At 41.5% G+C, this 15,894-nt stretch carries 17 protein-coding genes; 8 read left to right on the plus strand and 9 right to left on the minus strand.

The window, feature by feature from the left end; translation table 11 throughout:
* Positions 1 to 107: 107 nt before the first annotated feature.
* Together ABJD64_RS12355 and ABJD64_RS12360 are read left to right on the plus strand one after the other, a co-directional pair.
* Positions 108 to 788, plus strand: coding sequence for a hypothetical protein (locus ABJD64_RS12355; protein WP_348179190.1), 681 nt, complete (start codon positions 108 to 110; stop codon positions 786 to 788).
* A 101-nt stretch (positions 789 to 889) separates the two neighbouring features.
* Positions 890 to 1,099, plus strand: a complete 210-nt coding sequence (locus tag ABJD64_RS12360; RefSeq protein WP_348179191.1) for a hypothetical protein — start codon at positions 890 to 892, stop codon at positions 1,097 to 1,099.
* A gap of 521 nt (positions 1,100 to 1,620) precedes the next feature.
* Here the strand turns inward: ABJD64_RS12360 and ABJD64_RS12365 are convergent.
* The 3 genes from ABJD64_RS12365 to ABJD64_RS12375 all read right to left on the minus strand — a co-directional run bounded on the left by ABJD64_RS12365 (position 1,621) and on the right by ABJD64_RS12375 (position 4,544).
* The gene (locus tag ABJD64_RS12365) at positions 1,621 to 2,373 is read right to left on the minus strand and encodes a DUF2490 domain-containing protein (protein WP_348195124.1); all 753 of its coding nucleotides are present in this window, start codon (positions 2,371 to 2,373) and stop codon (positions 1,621 to 1,623) included.
* Between the two features lie 10 nt (positions 2,374 to 2,383).
* The gene (locus ABJD64_RS12370; RefSeq protein WP_348179193.1) at positions 2,384 to 4,096 is read right to left on the minus strand and encodes a SulP family inorganic anion transporter; all 1,713 of its coding nucleotides are present in this window, start codon (positions 4,094 to 4,096) and stop codon (positions 2,384 to 2,386) included.
* A gap of 106 nt (positions 4,097 to 4,202) precedes the next feature.
* Entirely contained in the window at positions 4,203 to 4,544 is a 342-nt protein-coding gene (locus ABJD64_RS12375) for a hypothetical protein (protein WP_348179194.1), read from the minus strand.
* Positions 4,545 to 4,641: 97 nt separating this feature from the next.
* Between ABJD64_RS12375 and ABJD64_RS12380 the strand changes: the two genes are divergently transcribed.
* Both ABJD64_RS12380 and hemE read left to right on the plus strand, forming a co-directional pair.
* On the plus strand, positions 4,642 to 5,322 hold the full coding sequence (locus tag ABJD64_RS12380; protein ID WP_348179195.1) for a Crp/Fnr family transcriptional regulator: 681 nt from the start codon (positions 4,642 to 4,644) through the stop codon (positions 5,320 to 5,322).
* Positions 5,323 to 5,402: 80 nt separating this feature from the next.
* Positions 5,403 to 6,431 (plus strand): uroporphyrinogen decarboxylase, encoded by a 1,029-nt coding sequence (gene hemE, locus ABJD64_RS12385; protein WP_348179196.1) that lies wholly within the window; start codon positions 5,403 to 5,405, stop codon positions 6,429 to 6,431.
* On the opposite strand, the gene ABJD64_RS12390 is transcribed toward hemE, so the two are convergent.
* The 4 genes from ABJD64_RS12390 to ABJD64_RS12405 all read right to left on the minus strand — a co-directional run bounded on the left by ABJD64_RS12390 (position 6,428) and on the right by ABJD64_RS12405 (position 11,238).
* Complete coding sequence (locus ABJD64_RS12390; RefSeq protein WP_348179197.1) at positions 6,428 to 8,845, minus strand: response regulator; 2,418 nt, start codon at positions 8,843 to 8,845, stop codon at positions 6,428 to 6,430. The two genes, hemE and ABJD64_RS12390, sit on opposite strands and share 4 nt — an antisense overlap.
* 81 nt (positions 8,846 to 8,926) lie before the next feature.
* The gene (locus tag ABJD64_RS12395) at positions 8,927 to 10,123 is read right to left on the minus strand and encodes a pyridoxal phosphate-dependent aminotransferase (protein WP_348179198.1); all 1,197 of its coding nucleotides are present in this window, start codon (positions 10,121 to 10,123) and stop codon (positions 8,927 to 8,929) included.
* Positions 10,124 to 10,330: 207 nt separating this feature from the next.
* Complete coding sequence (gene recR / locus ABJD64_RS12400) at positions 10,331 to 10,948, minus strand: recombination mediator RecR (RefSeq protein WP_348179199.1); 618 nt, start codon at positions 10,946 to 10,948, stop codon at positions 10,331 to 10,333.
* An 8-nt stretch (positions 10,949 to 10,956) separates the two neighbouring features.
* Positions 10,957 to 11,238, minus strand: coding sequence for an ATP-dependent Clp protease adaptor ClpS (locus tag ABJD64_RS12405; RefSeq protein WP_348179200.1), 282 nt, complete (start codon positions 11,236 to 11,238; stop codon positions 10,957 to 10,959).
* A gap of 152 nt (positions 11,239 to 11,390) precedes the next feature.
* Between ABJD64_RS12405 and ABJD64_RS12410 the strand changes: the two genes are divergently transcribed.
* Positions 11,391 to 11,864 carry an NlpC/P60 family protein gene (locus ABJD64_RS12410; RefSeq protein ID WP_348179201.1) on the plus strand — a complete coding sequence of 158 codons (474 nt, stop codon included), beginning with the start codon at positions 11,391 to 11,393 and terminating at the stop codon, positions 11,862 to 11,864.
* 55 nt (positions 11,865 to 11,919) lie between these two features.
* On the plus strand, positions 11,920 to 12,387 hold the full coding sequence (locus ABJD64_RS12415; protein WP_348179202.1) for a hypothetical protein: 468 nt from the start codon (positions 11,920 to 11,922) through the stop codon (positions 12,385 to 12,387).
* Positions 12,388 to 12,426: 39 nt separating this feature from the next.
* Here the strand turns inward: ABJD64_RS12415 and miaA are convergent, their stop codons facing one another.
* Positions 12,427 to 13,338 carry a tRNA (adenosine(37)-N6)-dimethylallyltransferase MiaA gene (gene miaA, locus ABJD64_RS12420; RefSeq protein ID WP_348179203.1) on the minus strand — a complete coding sequence of 304 codons (912 nt, stop codon included), beginning with the start codon at positions 13,336 to 13,338 and terminating at the stop codon, positions 12,427 to 12,429.
* Between the two features lie 362 nt (positions 13,339 to 13,700).
* On the opposite strand from miaA, the gene ABJD64_RS12425 reads away from it, so the two are divergent.
* Positions 13,701 to 14,084 (plus strand): DUF1987 domain-containing protein, encoded by a 384-nt coding sequence (locus tag ABJD64_RS12425; protein WP_348179204.1) that lies wholly within the window; start codon positions 13,701 to 13,703, stop codon positions 14,082 to 14,084.
* A 225-nt stretch (positions 14,085 to 14,309) separates the two neighbouring features.
* The gene (locus ABJD64_RS12430; RefSeq protein WP_348179205.1) at positions 14,310 to 14,513 is read left to right on the plus strand and encodes a hypothetical protein; all 204 of its coding nucleotides are present in this window, start codon (positions 14,310 to 14,312) and stop codon (positions 14,511 to 14,513) included.
* Positions 14,514 to 14,572: 59 nt separating this feature from the next.
* On the opposite strand, the gene ABJD64_RS12435 is transcribed toward ABJD64_RS12430, so the two are convergent.
* The gene (locus ABJD64_RS12435; RefSeq protein WP_348179206.1) at positions 14,573 to 15,889 is read right to left on the minus strand and encodes a dihydrolipoamide acetyltransferase family protein; all 1,317 of its coding nucleotides are present in this window, start codon (positions 15,887 to 15,889) and stop codon (positions 14,573 to 14,575) included.
* Between the last annotated feature and the right edge of the window lie 5 nt (positions 15,890 to 15,894).

Consider the following 15,894-nt stretch of genomic DNA (forward strand, 5'->3'; position numbering starts at 1 on the left):
AACGGTTTGCAGCGGTTTTCCGAGGTGATCAAAGTCCATGTCCGGCGTAAAAAAAAGGAATGGAACCAACAATAATTTTATATACTTGTGAATAGAAAAAACGACCCATGAAAAAATTTCTTGCCAGACTTCAGCAGATCGATTGGCTGAACTATTTCATTGAGTTCATCATCGTATTTTTGGGCATCACCATCGCCTTTTACATCAATCAGCGAGCAGATGAACAAAAATCGCTCGCCCTTGAGAAGACTTACCTGCAAATGATCCATGAGGATCTGTCAGTAGACTCGGTGGAAAATCTTCAAATCATTGATTTTTTTGAGCAAGGCATTGCCAACTTAAAGAAGACCTCCCGATTAATTGGTTCAGGCCAGTCTGAGGACATAGACTCTATAGCTTACAGGGTAAGTAAGCTCACCGAACCGGTCAACTACCACCCGGACGTACAGACCTATCACTCCCTGGTCGAGAACGGGGAAATACTATTGATTTCCAATTTGGATTTACGCAGGCGCATGGCCCAATATTACGCCTACTATGAAACACTTGACGCACGACATGAAGAGGTAAACACTTTGAAAAGACAAAAACTGTTTGCCTTTGTAAGCAAACATTATGACTGGACGACAAAAAAGATCATCAACCCCTCGGCCTTTCTCAGCATAGAGCTGAAAAACACCCTCTATGACATCCATACCAAAGAAATCCAACGCATCCATGCTTACCGTAAGGCTTCAAAACTAGCAGATGGCTTGAGAGCCAACATCAGCGAAGAGTTGGAGCAATAGGGTGATACTTCTCGCCCATTTCTACACAAAAAAATGCTGCCACCCTTTGTAAGTAAGTCCGGTCAATTGTATTCCGAACAGATATGCATTAACTTTACTGTATGACGATTGAGCAAAAAAAAATATCTCTTATCAATTGGATCACGAACCTCAAAGACGAACGTGTGATCAATCAAATTGAAGATTTTCGCAAGTCTTCTTTGAACGATCTTCCGAAAGAAATTGTCGAACTTCTTGAAATTTCGGATTCCGAAGACCTCAAAGATTGTGTAGAACACACCAATGCTCGTGACATCCTTGACAAGCAATGAAAAAGGTAATCTGAACTCCAACGGCCAGAAAATCTCTTCAGCAAACAACAACATTTATTGGCGAATTGTGGAATGAACAGATAGCTGATGAATTCCTGAACCAGCTGGATTATAGAATTGAGCAAATACAGCATAATCCCGAAATGGCTCCATCTTTTAAGAATAGTGATATTCGTCAACTGCCCATTCACAAGTCCGTTTCCTTATTTTACAAGAACAACCCCAAACATCTCAAAATTCTATTGGTTTGGGATAACAGGCAAGATTCGGCCCAGTTGTTGAAAAAATTAACTGATACCAACTGACAGGTGCTAAAAAATGGATATGTCCTTGTGCTATTTGGTAGTGCACAGGCATACCCTTAGTTTGACATTGTTTTCTCCTCCACTTTCTTCCCCTAAAAAAAATGCTGGCCTCTCTCCCTCGACAAGTGAGTTTGGCCAACATTTAACTAACAAACCAAAATTCTTCTCTTTCTTCAAGCATTGGCAAGCCCATCAATCTAAGCTCGTATGGTTTTATCAATTGAGCTTCAAATCATACTGCATAGTAAGTTGAGCTGTAGGATGCCTTTCGTACTTTTCGGTGTCAACCCTGGTGTTTTGATGCAAATAAGCCAACTGGAGAGTCAGACCGTATCCAAACTTTCTTCCTATTCCGACATACATCCAGTTCCGATCAAAAGACGCGTTGAGTAGGTGGTTATCCGATTTAATCCAGAATTCATCAAATACTTGGAGAAAAAACTGCCGTCCAATCGGATATTTCAGGGGCAAACGATACCGAAACCGATTGGAATGACTGGTTCGCGAAAAGTCATAGTCCTCATTGACCGGGTTGTAAGTACTCAAAAAGCGCTGTTCCATTCGGTACCGGTGACTAACCGAAGCCTTGCCCAGTGAATGCTTCAGCGTAATTTGCTCCCATACATTATGTTCCGGTTTATCCGCCGGCAAGGGGTATTTACCATACGGGTACGTCTTGATATAGGTATATCCGGTGGACAGTACCACTTGCTCTGATGCCTTATAGTTGACAAAAGGGCGAATGAGCAACTGCTCCTTATCCCGAAAGCCATCATCATATCTCAGGTGTAGTTCATTGCCTACACTCCACTGGTCCATGATCTCCACACCGTTCAGCAATAGCAACCAGACATCTGATTTGCCATACACTTTCTGCCCGTAGGTATGATTGCAAATGGCAATCATACCTATCAAAGACAGCAGGTGAATCCAAAGGGCATTCCGGCACTTTGAATGAATTGTTAGCATCTTCATTCTGCTACTCTACAAAATCAGCGTCATAGGCCTCAGGATGCGAAATAGTCACCTCCTCGCCAGGCTCCATGCTGGAGTGATGACTGATAACCTTTCCATCCTGGATGACAAATGAAAACCGGAGATTCTTCCCTTCTTCAAAACCCTGAGCATTCCATTTCATTTTGTACTGCCCACTGTCCACTTTAAGCCCGTTAATCTTTTGCGTAGAGACCTGATAGGGCACCACCTCCAGTCCGTCTTTTTCAAACAAATCCCGATACAGGTCTTTGATCTGATCTTTGCTTCTCCTTACTCTCGTTGAGAATGCAGGAATCATTATGGCCTCATCGGCATAGAGTCTGGCGAGTCCATTGGGGTCATGTGCATTTACTGCAGCTACCCATTTATCTAGTACCGGCACACTAGGTTCTTGAATTTGGTCTTCTCGTTCGATGGATTTGCGATCACCCTCTAGTCGGAAGGTATCTCTGAAAGTTTCCACAACTTCGACATTGGTTTTACCCATTCTTTTCATGAAAATGAATTGAATGATCGCATGCACAGCTAATAAAATGAGTAACCCTTCAAAAATCCCCAGCTCAAATACAAGCAAGCCACAGATACCCGCCATGATTAGGGCATAACGTCCTTCGGAACGAACATGCGCAATATTCGCGATCATTTTGAAGCCAGAATAAACCATGATGATACCTAATGCATATTCAGGCATATGCTCCAATACCACAGGAAACAGAACCACCAATAAAATCACCAAGGCGGTAAATAGATTCGATAGTTTGGTGACTGCCCCAGCCACAGTATTGGTCGTACTTTTCGCCAGCCCATCCAGGTTGGTCATCCCACCAAAGAAAGTAGCACCCAAATTCGCAATCCAAATGGCCAAAAGACTGTTGTTAGAATCTGCCTTTCTTTTCATCGGATCCATTTTCTCTATGGCCACATTACTCATCACCTGTTCGATCACATCAATCGTTCCCAACATCATCGCATAGCCAATCATTTTAGCGGCCAAAAGCAGCATTGCGGGTAAATTCAAATGTCCAAAATGAGGAAGCGGGAGAGACAATTCAAACGGAACGGCATCAATACTAATTCGAGGCAATGGCATAAAAAAGCTCAGCACGAAACTTGTTGCCATGATCACAAAATACGGCAGGGCCGGCATTTTCTTTTTGTAGTATTTGTATAGCAGCACAAACGAAACAAAGGAAACCAGACTCAGAGCTAAAATCACTTCCCGCTCATAATTGAGCCATACCTCCGTCTCATGTTCTATGTCATAGAGAAAGGGTACAAACTTCATGGCAATTTTCAGCCCTACGCCTGCCAGCAACCCCTCCACCAAATAATGTGGTACGATTCTCAGGATATATCGCTCAAGGCGATACTTCCATACAATGGCTTGAAAGACGGCCGTCAGCATGATCACGAAGGGCATATTTTCGATACCGAAAGTATGAATGCCCAGCGCCAGTGCCGGAGCCAGCCCTGCCGCTACTCCCGGCATTCCGGTATAGTTGCCTGGCTTGAACAGGTAGGTAATAAAACTCACTAACCCTGCAAAAATCACAGTGTAAAGCCCAGTCATCACGGGGTATTCGGACATGAGACATATACCCACAGTCAATGGCACAGCCATGACACCAGCGACAGTTCCGGCAAGGGCATCTCTTTTAATGTATTTGATGGATTCGTAAAAACGTTCCTTTATCATGATAATATGTTTAATCGTTAGAATATGGAGAATAGCACAATGCCCAGGCCCGGTCAGGCCTGTGAAGAATGGATTCTCGAAAAATGTGTAAAACGGGTACTAACGACTAGCTCACATACAACTTCAGTGCACAGTACATGATAAAAAGTGGGACTTTGGTATGAGTAAAATCTAAAGAGTTTAGACTTTTCCCATCTCGCAGCACCTGCCAATAATTTGAAAACTCAGGATGCCATGAAGAGGAAATGAAATCTGATCCTCCCGAGAAAAGATATTTTAACTCTGACTTCTCAGATTCTTCGCCTTCTTTGACTTCTTCCTCTTTTTCAACTTCTCTGGCCTCAATCCATTCCTCATGATCAACGAAGATAAATTGCGTATCGTTGAAGGTCATTGCTGAAAAGACCAGCAATGCAATGAAAGTCAATAAGTGTTTCTGACGAATCATGACACAAAGTAAGAGGGACTAATATTTAAAAAATAGAACATTCGTACAGTTAATGTGTGATAATTGTTACATTTTTACGTAACACGTGAGTTAATAAATGAAAATAGACCTGAAAAAATTTGACTTTGAAAGCAACAAGATCCTATCCTCTTTGTCTGAAAAAAGTCGTTCGATCATATCAGCCAAGTCAGAACATTTGAAGTTCAAAAAGGGCAAACTGATTTTCTACGAACAGGGCATCCCAACAGGGACATTTCTGATTAAAAAGGGCAGGGCCAAAATCTTCAAAACAGGTTTAGATGGAAAAGATCAGATATTCTATGTATACAAGGAAGGAGATCTTTTGGGCTACCATGCCCTGTTGTGCAACGAAAGCTACGAGGATTCCTGCGAGGCTCTGGAAGATTGCGAAATTGATTTTATAAGCAAAACCAATTTTGACCGTCTCGTGGATGACATTCCACAACTCAAACAACTACTGATTCAAAACATGAGCCACGAATTTGGAGTATTGGTCAACACCATCACTGTCCTGGCGCAAAAGCCGTTGAGAGAGCGCCTGGCTCTATGGCTACTCATTCTAAATGAAAAGTATTACAAGGAAGAGATTCAATTGCCCAGGGAGGACTTGGCCAACCTCATCGGAACGGCCCGTGAAAGTTTAGGACGATTACTCAAAGATTTTAAGGAGGAAAAGCTGATTAGCATTGAGGGACGTTTCATCAGATGTACCCATACTTCAAAACTATTAAGAATTGCCAGTTCAGAATATGCCTGATTGGCACTCAATTTCTCCTTACTTCAATCTCATTTCTCGTATCCCCTATTATCTTTGCGGCCGGATAATTAATGTGCCCCATGATACTACAAAATGATCTGCTTTTAAGAGCTGCCAGAGGAGAAGAAACCGAAAGAGTACCCGTATGGCTGATGCGCCAGGCAGGCCGGATACTTCCTGAGTATCGTAAGGTACGAGAAAGTGTGAGTGGTTTCATAGAGCTGGCCACTACACCGGAACTGGCCGCAGAGGTCACGCTGCAACCGGTAGATATTTTAGGCGTAGATGCGGCTATTATCTTTTCTGATATATTGGTCATCCCCGAAGCCATGGGACTGCCTTACCAAATGATCGAGAAAAAAGGTCCATGGTTCGAAAACACCATTCAGTCAGAATCAGATCTGAAAAAAATAAGAATTGCTGATCCCGAGGTTGATCTGAACTACGTAGCAGAAGCTATCAAAATCACCAAAAAAGAATTAGATGGCCGAGTACCTTTGATCGGTTTTGCAGGAGCTCCCTGGACAATTTTCTCCTATATGGTCGAAGGGTCCGGAAGCAAAACCTTTTCTAAGGCAAAGAAGATGCTCTATACGGAACCTGCACTCTCGCACCAATTGCTGGATATGATTACTGATAGCACCATCAAATACCTGCAAATGCAGATTAAATGTGGTGCAGATCTTGTTCAAATTTTTGATTCCTGGGCTGGCATTTTATCACCTGATCAGTATGAGGAATTTGGCCTAAAATACATTTCCAAAATATGTGATGCCATAGACATGGTTCCGGTAACCGTGTTTGCAAAAGGTGCTTATTTCGCCAGAAAGAAAATGGGTACGCTTAACTGCGAAACCATTGGCCTGGATTGGAACATGGCTGTATCGGCTTCCAGAAGGCTACTTGGTGACAGCAAAACGCTGCAAGGAAACCTGGACCCCTGCGTGCTATACGGTTCGGATGATGAAATCGAAAGACAAACGATTCAAATGCTGGAAGAGTTTGGGGGCCATCGCCACATCGCAAACCTGGGCCATGGCGTTTATCCGGATATCAGTCCTGAAAAAGTGAAGGTATTTATTGAGACCGTTAAAAACTGGCGAGCTTAGTCAACCTCTTTTTCTGAGGCCTCCTGTTTCTCAATATGTGATCTGATTTTGTTGTACAAATCATCCGGGTCAAACGGTTTGGTAATAAAATCATTCATACCCGATTTGAATACCCGGTCGCCAACATCCAACATGACAGAAGCAGTCAATGCCAGAATAGGTACAGTGTAACCACGCTTTCGAAGTTCCTCCGAGGCCGTATACCCATCCATTTCAGGCATTTGCAAATCCATTAGAATGAGATCATAAGATTCAATAGCTGTTTTCTCTAAGGCCTCCCTTCCGTTTTCAGCAACATCTACAGCAATATCCCATCGCGACAAGAATTTCTTGGCTACCATTACATTCACCGGGTTGTCCTCTACCAAGAGAATCCTCTTTCCTTCCAATTCATTGTGCAATTCTGATGCTTTTTCTATCACTTTTTCCTGACTGTCGCTGATAGCAAACGTTTGGGTAAAGTAGAATCTTGAGCCCTGATTTTCGACGCTGAATACATTAATCTTAGTATTCTGCAAATCCAAAATTCTTTTGGTAATAGACAAACCAAGACCGGTTCCTCCATATTCACGTGTTGTGGAGGTCGAAGCCTGAGAAAAACTATCAAAAATAGTTTTGAGTTTATCTTTCGGAATACCTATGCCAGAGTCCTCCACTGAAAACTTAATTGAAACACGTTTTTTGGTTAGCATGACGGTATTCATGCTTAAGGTTACCCCACCTTCATCAGTGAACTTAATCGCATTGCCTAACAGGTTGGTCAGGATTTGGCTCAATCGCAAACCATCGCAAACAATAAAACTCGGAATGTCCTCGTCGTGAATAAAACTGAGATAGATATCTTTCTCTTTTGCCTTATTGTCAAACCCCTTGACAATATTTTTAGCCATTTCCAACACATCAACATCCACCTCTTCAAATTCAATCTTGCCTGCATCAAGCTTGCTATAGTCGAGCACATCGTTGATCAATACATGCAAATGCTCAGCAGAAAACTTCAATGTCTTAAGATCATCCACATGCTGCTTTTTAGGCTTATCCCCGATAAGATAATTGGTCAGCCCAATGACAGCATTTAATGGAGTTCTGATCTCGTGCGAAATCATGGATAGGAAGTCTGATTGTGACCGAGCCGCAGATTCGGCTTTTTCCTTGGCAGCCTCTATCTTCCTATTGTATCGATAAAAAAGAATAATCGATTGAAAAAAGAAGAACTGCTGATAACCGACAAAATAGAACAGCATTGAGTTATTCATAAATCCAAAGTGTTCGAGTATTACTGCCCCCATAACCAGAAATAAGAGCGACGAGCTGACTAAAGACATCAGTGAACCCTCCCGCTTGTTGACTACGGCCAATACATAAGTGTATATCATATACACAAATCCGATGAGCACTGTAATCGAATAAGGAGCAACGAGCTGTGTAAATATTCCTACCGGAAACAATAGCGTGATAAGCACGAACGAACCGCTAATCACAGTAACAAGCAATAGAAACAATCTGGAAGTCTCTCTTTTGTAGAGGTAATACGAATAGTAGGAAAAGAACAATCCGGCCATAAACATGGTAATATACTCCGCCTTGAGTGTCAAAAGCCAAGGTAATTCCGGATACAGGGAATGAAGCGTATAACTGCCGGATCCTATAGATCGATAGCTATAAAACAAACAAAATAGCGAATAGTATAATATTTGTTTTTCATGTCTTCCAAACCAGAATAGAACCATGAAGAAAAGGCCAATAAAAAACAAACTGGACGACATGATCAGGTCGAAGGCTTTTTGACGGCCTTCTATCGTTTGCATTTTTACCTTTTCACCTAGTTTGATGTCAAAAAAGCTACCTCCTCTTGAATGTTGAAAATTCGAAATCTGTAATACAATTTCAAGTGTATCTGAGGTCACCTTAAATTCCCTTGTCATGTATTGCCAGTGTGGCGTAGAAGTCCTAGATGTTGTTCCTACCTGGCCGTTGGATCCGATGTACTCACCATTCAAAAACAACAAATAAGAGCAGTAAAAATGAGGAATAGTAATGGCTAATTCAGGCGTCACCGAATTTACGACCACCTGAAGACGTTGGGTGGCATAGCCCTCCGGTACAATCGTATCACCAGCAACCACATCGCCCTTCCACAATTTTGGAAATTCCCTATAAATGGGCTTCACCTTAAGTGAATCAAAATCAGTAGGATATAAAATATTCTTCCAATAAAACTCCCATTCTCCAGCTAAATTAATGGGTTCGTGTTTTTGGAATTGCCACTCTCTCAAGTCCAATACACCCTTCTTCGCCATTGGAACTTCCTGTGCTGAAGAACCCCAATAGCAAAACATCAAAAAACCAAGCGCAAGGATCTTTAGGAAGCTTGATGAAGTCAAATGAAAAGTAAAAATTCGGACTGAAATCATTGGAGGATAAAACTAACTAAATCAGTCGAATTAAGAGAAGGAAATAGAGGATTGCTACAAGCAATCCTCGTTGATATATTGTTAGCTTAACTTAGCTAGTGTCTCTTTAATTCTTCGAAGCGCTTCCTTTAGATTATCTTCAGAAGCGGCATAAGACAATCTTAAACAATCATCATCACCAAAAGCTTCACCAGTCACAAGTGATACATGAGCGTTTTCCAGAAGGTACAAGCAAAGATCACTTGCGTTGTTGATCATTTTTGTACCGTTGGATTTTCCGAAGTAACTACTTACATCAGGGAAAAAATAAAAAGCACCTTGTGGCATATTTGTCTTCACACCAGGTATATCATTCAATAAATCATAAACCAATGCTCTTCTTTTTCCATACTGCTCGGTCATGGCCTTGGTTGGTCCCAAGTCCGAAGTAAGAGCAGTCAGTGTCGCACGTTGAGCAATACTACAGTTTGCTGAAGTGACTTGCCCTTGCATTTTGTTGGCCGCCTTCGCAATCCAGGTAGGTGCACCTATATAACCGACTCTCCATCCGGTCATAGCAAATCCTTTAGCCATGCCGTTGATCGTTATTGTTCTGTCAAGCATACCAGGTAGTGCACCAATACTGGCATGAGCACCAGAAAAATTGATATGCTCATAGATTTCATCAGAAATCACATACACACCTTCTTTTTCTTTAACCACCTCAGCGATGGCTGACAACTCTTCTTTGGTAAATACGGAGCCGGTAGGATTACATGGTGATGAAAAAATAATTGCTCTGGTCTTATCAGTCAAAGCAGCCCTAACCTGGTCGGCTGTAGTCTTAAAATCATTCTCAATACCACCTTTTACCAATACGGGGACGCCTTCTGCTAATTCGATTGCTGCAGTATAGCTCACCCAATAAGGAGAAAGTACAATCACCTCCTCTCCCGGATTGATCAGTGCCATCATGACATTTACAATAGACTGCTTAGCCCCGTTGGATACTACGATTTGATTGGCCGGATAGTCCAATCCGTTTTCTCTCTTAAATTTATCAGAAATTGCCTGGCGCAAATCTGCATAGCCATTGACCGGTGGATAAGCAAAATATTTTTCTGAATCAATAGCCTCCTTAGCACCAACCTGAATGTGCTTTGGTGTTTTAAAGTCTGGCTCACCCAAACTCAAACTGATCACATCAATTCCTTTTTCCTTGAATTCTCTGGCTTTGGCTGCCATCGCCAGGGTGGCGGACTCAGCCATGTTTTTGATTCTATCTGATAAGTGTTCCATTGATTGATTTTCTTGAAATTAATATGCCGCAAAATTAGATAAGCTGCTGACCAATCTCATGGCATTAAGACTAAAAATTTTAACAACTGTATTAAAATATGTTCAAAAATATATCGAATAACTGATTTCAAATACAATGATCAAGCGATAATCATGCGATATTCGAAATATCACAGGAATAAAAATGGAGCACATAGTACCTAAAAGCTAAATATTCTGAGACGAATAACTCGTGCGGGTCACAATGCTCCTGCCAAGTGTTACCTCATCAGCGTATTCTAGTTCGCCTCCCACAGGAATACCTCTGGCAATGGTAGATATGCTAACCCCAGTCTCTTCCAATTTCCTGGAAATATAAAAACAGGTGGTGTCTCCTTCCATGGTGGCACTGAGCGCCAAAATCACTTCTTTCACTTCGCCATTGGACGCTTTTATTCGATCCACTAAAGATTGAATATGTAAATCTTCTGGTCCGATTCCTTCAATCGGTGAAATGACTCCCCCTAAAACATGAAACATACCTTGATATTGGCCGGTGGACCGAATGGCCAAAAGGTCGGGAGTATCTACCACCACACAGATTACGGACAGGTCACGGCTTATGGTCCTACAAGTACAATCGGTCGTATGTGAAATAACATGACAGGTTCCACAATACTTGGTTTCTTTTCTCAACCTCAATAGCGCTTCAGAAAGATTCTCTGTACTGGCCTCGCTTTCTTTAAGCAGATGTAAGGCTAATCTAAGTGCCGTTTTCTTGCCAATGCCAGGTAGTTTGGAAATCTCCTTTACAGCCTCCTCTATCAGTTCACTTGGAAATTCCATTCAGTATTTTAATTTATCACCGCGCTAATACCGGCATCAACGATTCCTTCTTTCATGGGCTTCAAAATCTCGTAAGTCCCTTTTTTCACCTGACACTTACCGTTAAAATGGATAATGTATGTACATTGCTCTGCCTGAACGCGCTCATGCTTACATACCTTGATCAAGGTATCAATAACATGGTCAAACGAATTGACCTCATCATTGAAAACTACAAGCGTACGTCCTTCTTCTTCCTTACTATCCTCCAGTACATCTACCAGCTCTTCTTCCTCAAATTGCCAAGACATAGTTTTAATATTTAAAGCTGTTTACAATAATAGCAGTCAACAAAATTGCAACAAAATTAATTATTGTAAAATTAGTATGTAACTATACTCGTTAAAAACAGCAGCATAGCTAATTTGGCATAATTAGTGGCTGTGAACTATAAAACTCCTTTATGTACAAAATTGGTATTTATTTTTTGGTTCTAATCCTCCTGACAGGAGGTACCGCAATTGCCCAAAAGAAAAAGAAAAAAAGAGAACGAGACATTCAGAACGTTGTACAAACGGCTTATAGCTATAAAGGAACTCCTTATAAATATGGTGGATCATCTAAAAAGGGGATCGATTGCTCTGCTTTAGTGCAAAACTCTTTTGCCAGCGCTGGATATAAAATTCCCAGAACTGCTCAGGCGCAATCCAAATATGGCAAGAAAGTAAACTGGTCCGGTCTTAAGACCGGAGACATCGTTTTCTTCAAGTTTAAATCTAAACGAGAGAAATGGTATCATAGTGGAATGATAACATCCGTAAGCAAAAAGGGCACATACTTCATTCATGCATCTACTTCCAAAGGCGTTGTTGTGTCCAATCTTAACTCCGATTATTATAAAAAAAACGTTAAGACCTTCAGAAGAGTAATTAAATAAAGGAAAGCGTTATGGATTTCAATAGTTAAATTGTTCTTTTCAAAAATTACTGAACATGAAAAAATTCTATTTTTGCCTGACGCTTGGTTTACTATTCTCTTCTTTGGCCTACTCCCAACTGGTTTTTCGACATCACTACTTTCAGACAGATCTATCAGCATTCAATACCTATCGCCTGGCCGCCTTCACCATCAATGGTGTAGAAGCTGACCCAAGTGAAAGCAGCCAAATATCTTTGGTCCAAGGAAAACTGCATGAAGCCCTGGCCAAGAGGGGTTTTGAGCAAGCGGTAGAACCTGATATGCTCCTTTTTCTAAAACTGGAAATAGATACACTCGGAGTCGCACTTCCTAACCCTGAAGATAGAGAGCAGATCGCTAGCTTTTCAGTCGATATCAGGCAAAATCCAAAGTATGAAAAGATTTTTATTGGAGAGGTCAACGGGCTGATCATCACTAATGATAAGACCGATGCTCGGCTAAGAAAAATATACCGAAGGTTCTTTAATAGTTTTGAAAGGTAATAGGCTGTACCGGGTAAAAAAAGACAAACACTGAAAGCCTTAAACAATTTTCTGATTGATCAAAGCTTCAATATCCTGTAATTGATCGGGGGTAAACCAAGAAATCTCCGAATCTTTTCTGAACCAAGTCAGTTGTCGCTTGGCATATCGTCTAGAGTTCCTTTTGAGTAGCCGGACTGCTTCTTCTCTATCATACTTACCGTCCAAATGATCAAAAATCTCTTTGTATCCAACCGTTTGCAAAGCATTCATTTCTCGATGTGGATAGAGCTTTTTAGCCTCTTCAAAAAGCCCCAGTGTTATCATTTCATCTATCCGTCTATCTATTCTTTCGTATAGCACCGTTCGATCCATTTCTAAACCAATTTTCAATATTTTGAAATTATGTGTTCTTGTAGCCTCGCCCAGCCGAAACGCAGAATATGGCTTACCTGAACCTCGAATCACTTCCAGCGCACGAATAACTCGCTGCGGGTTTTTTCGATCTACTTGCTCAAAAAAAACAGGATCCGAATTACGTAGTTCATTCAACAAAACATTCAAACCTTTGTCATCAAGTTCATCGTTGAGTGTTTGCCTTATCAGCATGTTCGCTTCGGGCATTTCATCCAGTCCATGACAAAATGCCTTGATATACAACCCCGATCCACCCACCATGAACTGGACATTATTTACTGGGAACAGTTTTTCCAGCAGCTCCTCAGCGTCATCAGCGAATGTACTCGCATCGTAATCTTCATTGATCGAGTGGCTATTGACAAAATGGTGGGTCACCTGAGACAATTCCTCATCATTGGGCTTGGCCGTACCAATTTCCATTTCTTTATAAAATTGCCTTGAATCGGATGATATAATTTCACCATTAAAGTGCTTAGCCAATGAGATTGTGGCGGCCGTCTTACCGACTGCCGTAGGCCCCACTACAACCACCAAAAGATTTTTGTCACTCATCCTTCAAAGATAGGTCAAGGTCTATTCTGACAAATAAAAAGTCGTATGATTATCACTTATCCAAAAAAACAAGTTGATAAGCATCGCCAATTAAACATTTTCAAAATTATATTCATAATTTGACGCTAAAGGGATATATTAGCCGGTAGGTAGAAAGTATGCCTTGTACTAAAATATGAACTAGTTAGTAGCAGACGGAGAAAGTATTTATGTACTATGCGAAAAGGTTGATTCTTTGACAAGTAATTGTCAATTACCTTTTCCTATCTACCAGAGCCAAACGGAATATTAGCGAACTTACTTATAACATTGTGCGAAAAATGTAATCAGCTAGCTCGTCTGCGGGAAATGATAGAGGATTTATGGAAAAATTAATCGTTAGACCAACCAGGATTACCCCATTAATATATTTTGACCCGAATCGTGGGTTACTAGAACTAAGGGGTAAATCAAGCCCTGAAAACTCTATTCAATTTTACAGTCAGCTCATCCTTGACTTAGAAGAATTCGGGCGTAATGGCAAACAAAACCTGATCGCCAACTTCAAATTCGAATATTTCAACACCAGTTCGTCTAAATGTCTTTTTGACATATTCAGAAAACTAAACATAGTAAAAGAAAACGGCTACGACCTTTCCATCAATTGGTACTACGAAGAAGAGGATGAGGATATGCTGGAAGCAGGAGAAGATTATGCTGACCTGCTAGGCATAGAATTCAACTATGTAGAAACACAATTTGATTAAGCACTATTTACCCAGGCTAGAAAGTAGTTTTCTATTTTGCACCTGAATCATTCCAAGCTGGCCACTTGACGCTTAGTTTGAGTTCACTATGACCCAGCCACTCCCACACAGATGACCTGATCGCTCTTTATACCTCCTGGTGAAACCTGTTTATGATCTGATTTAAACCTTTCTCCCTTAAGCCTGTCTAAGGATCGAATATTTTCTAACATAAAACATTCTATCATGAGAATCTTACTTTTAATAATAGGAATATTGGTAGCTGGCAGCACCTTCGCACATCAAGGAAAGAGAGCCTATCATACGCCCACAAGCGTAATAGTTGTAAAGAAAATCAAACCTGCAAAAAGAAAGGTATGGGTACCAGGTCATTGGATAAAAACGCCCAAAGGAAGAGCCTGGGTAGCCGGGCATTGGAGAAGAGTATAAAAAAAGAGAGAGGCTGTCAATTTTATGACAGCCTCTCTCTTTTTACAGATTCTTAATATTTAAATGGATCTGGAAGAATCAAACTTCTCCAGATAGTCCGCTACTCTTCTAACAAACATACCTCCAAGAGCCCCATCCACTACTCTATGATCATAGGAGTGCGACAAGAACATTTTATGGCGAATGCCTATCAAATCTCCTTGGGGAGTTTCGATTACACTCGGCTTCTTCACAATAGCACCTAAGGCCAAAATACCTACTTGAGGCTGCATGATGATAGGCGTACCCATCACATTACCAAACGACCCTACGTTGGAAACTGTATAAGTACCTCCGCTCAAATCATCTGGTTTGAGCTGATTATCACGCCCTCTTCTAGCCAGGTCATTTACTTTTAGAGTAATTCCCTTCAAGCTTAATTGATCCGCATTGTGGATCACGGGGACAATCAAATTGCCTGATGGCAAAGCAACTGCCATACCAACGTTAATAGATCCTTTTTTGATGATTTTGTTTCCATCGACCTGTACGTTGATCATCGGATAATCTCTGATTGCATTGACCACTGCCTCAATGAATATTGGGGTGAATGTCAACGCCTGACCTTCGCGATCCATAAAGGCTTTTTTGTGCTTACCTCTCCATTTTACGACTTCGGTTACATCGGCTTCTACAAAAGAAGTCACATGCGGAGAAGTCTGTTTAGAAGCCACCATGCGCTCGGCAATCATCTTACGCATTCTGTCCATTTCGATGATCTCATCTTCACCTGAGAATGAAACGGCGACTGGCTGAGCTGCTGGCTTCGCAGTTGCACTGCCATTTTGTTGAGTCGGCGTAGCTACAGGAGCTGGTGCCCCATTAGCTTTTCTTGTTTTGACATAAGCCAAAATATCTTTTTTGGTCACTCTACCCTCTTTACCGGTTCCAGGAAGTGCTTCCAGTTCAGCCATTGGAATATTTTCTTCGCGACTGATGTTGAGGACCAGAGGAGAATAGAACCTGCCAGAAGTGGGTTTGTCAAGAACGGGTGCCGGTGAGCTGGCTGAATTTGCTGCAATAGCTTCCGTCACCAAAGCTTCGGCTTTTTCTACCACTTCAACTTCAGGCTTTGCTGGAGAAGGTGCGTCAGCACCGTCTGTTGCAATAATCGCAATGGGCTTACCTACTTCTACCACATCACCTTCGTTGGCCAGAATTTCTTTAAGAACACCACCGTGTGTAGAAGGTACCTCTGTATCCACCTTATCAGTAGCTACTTCTAAGACTGACTCATCTTGTTCGATGGTATCTCCTACTTTTTTTAGCCATGAAAGGATGGTTCCTTCCATTATACTTTCGCCCATTTTGGGCATTACCATTTCTACTAGGGCCATAATAT

The sequence above is a fragment of the Reichenbachiella sp. genome (genome assembly GCF_039944555.1).
GTDB lineage: Bacteria > Bacteroidota > Bacteroidia > Cytophagales > Cyclobacteriaceae > Reichenbachiella.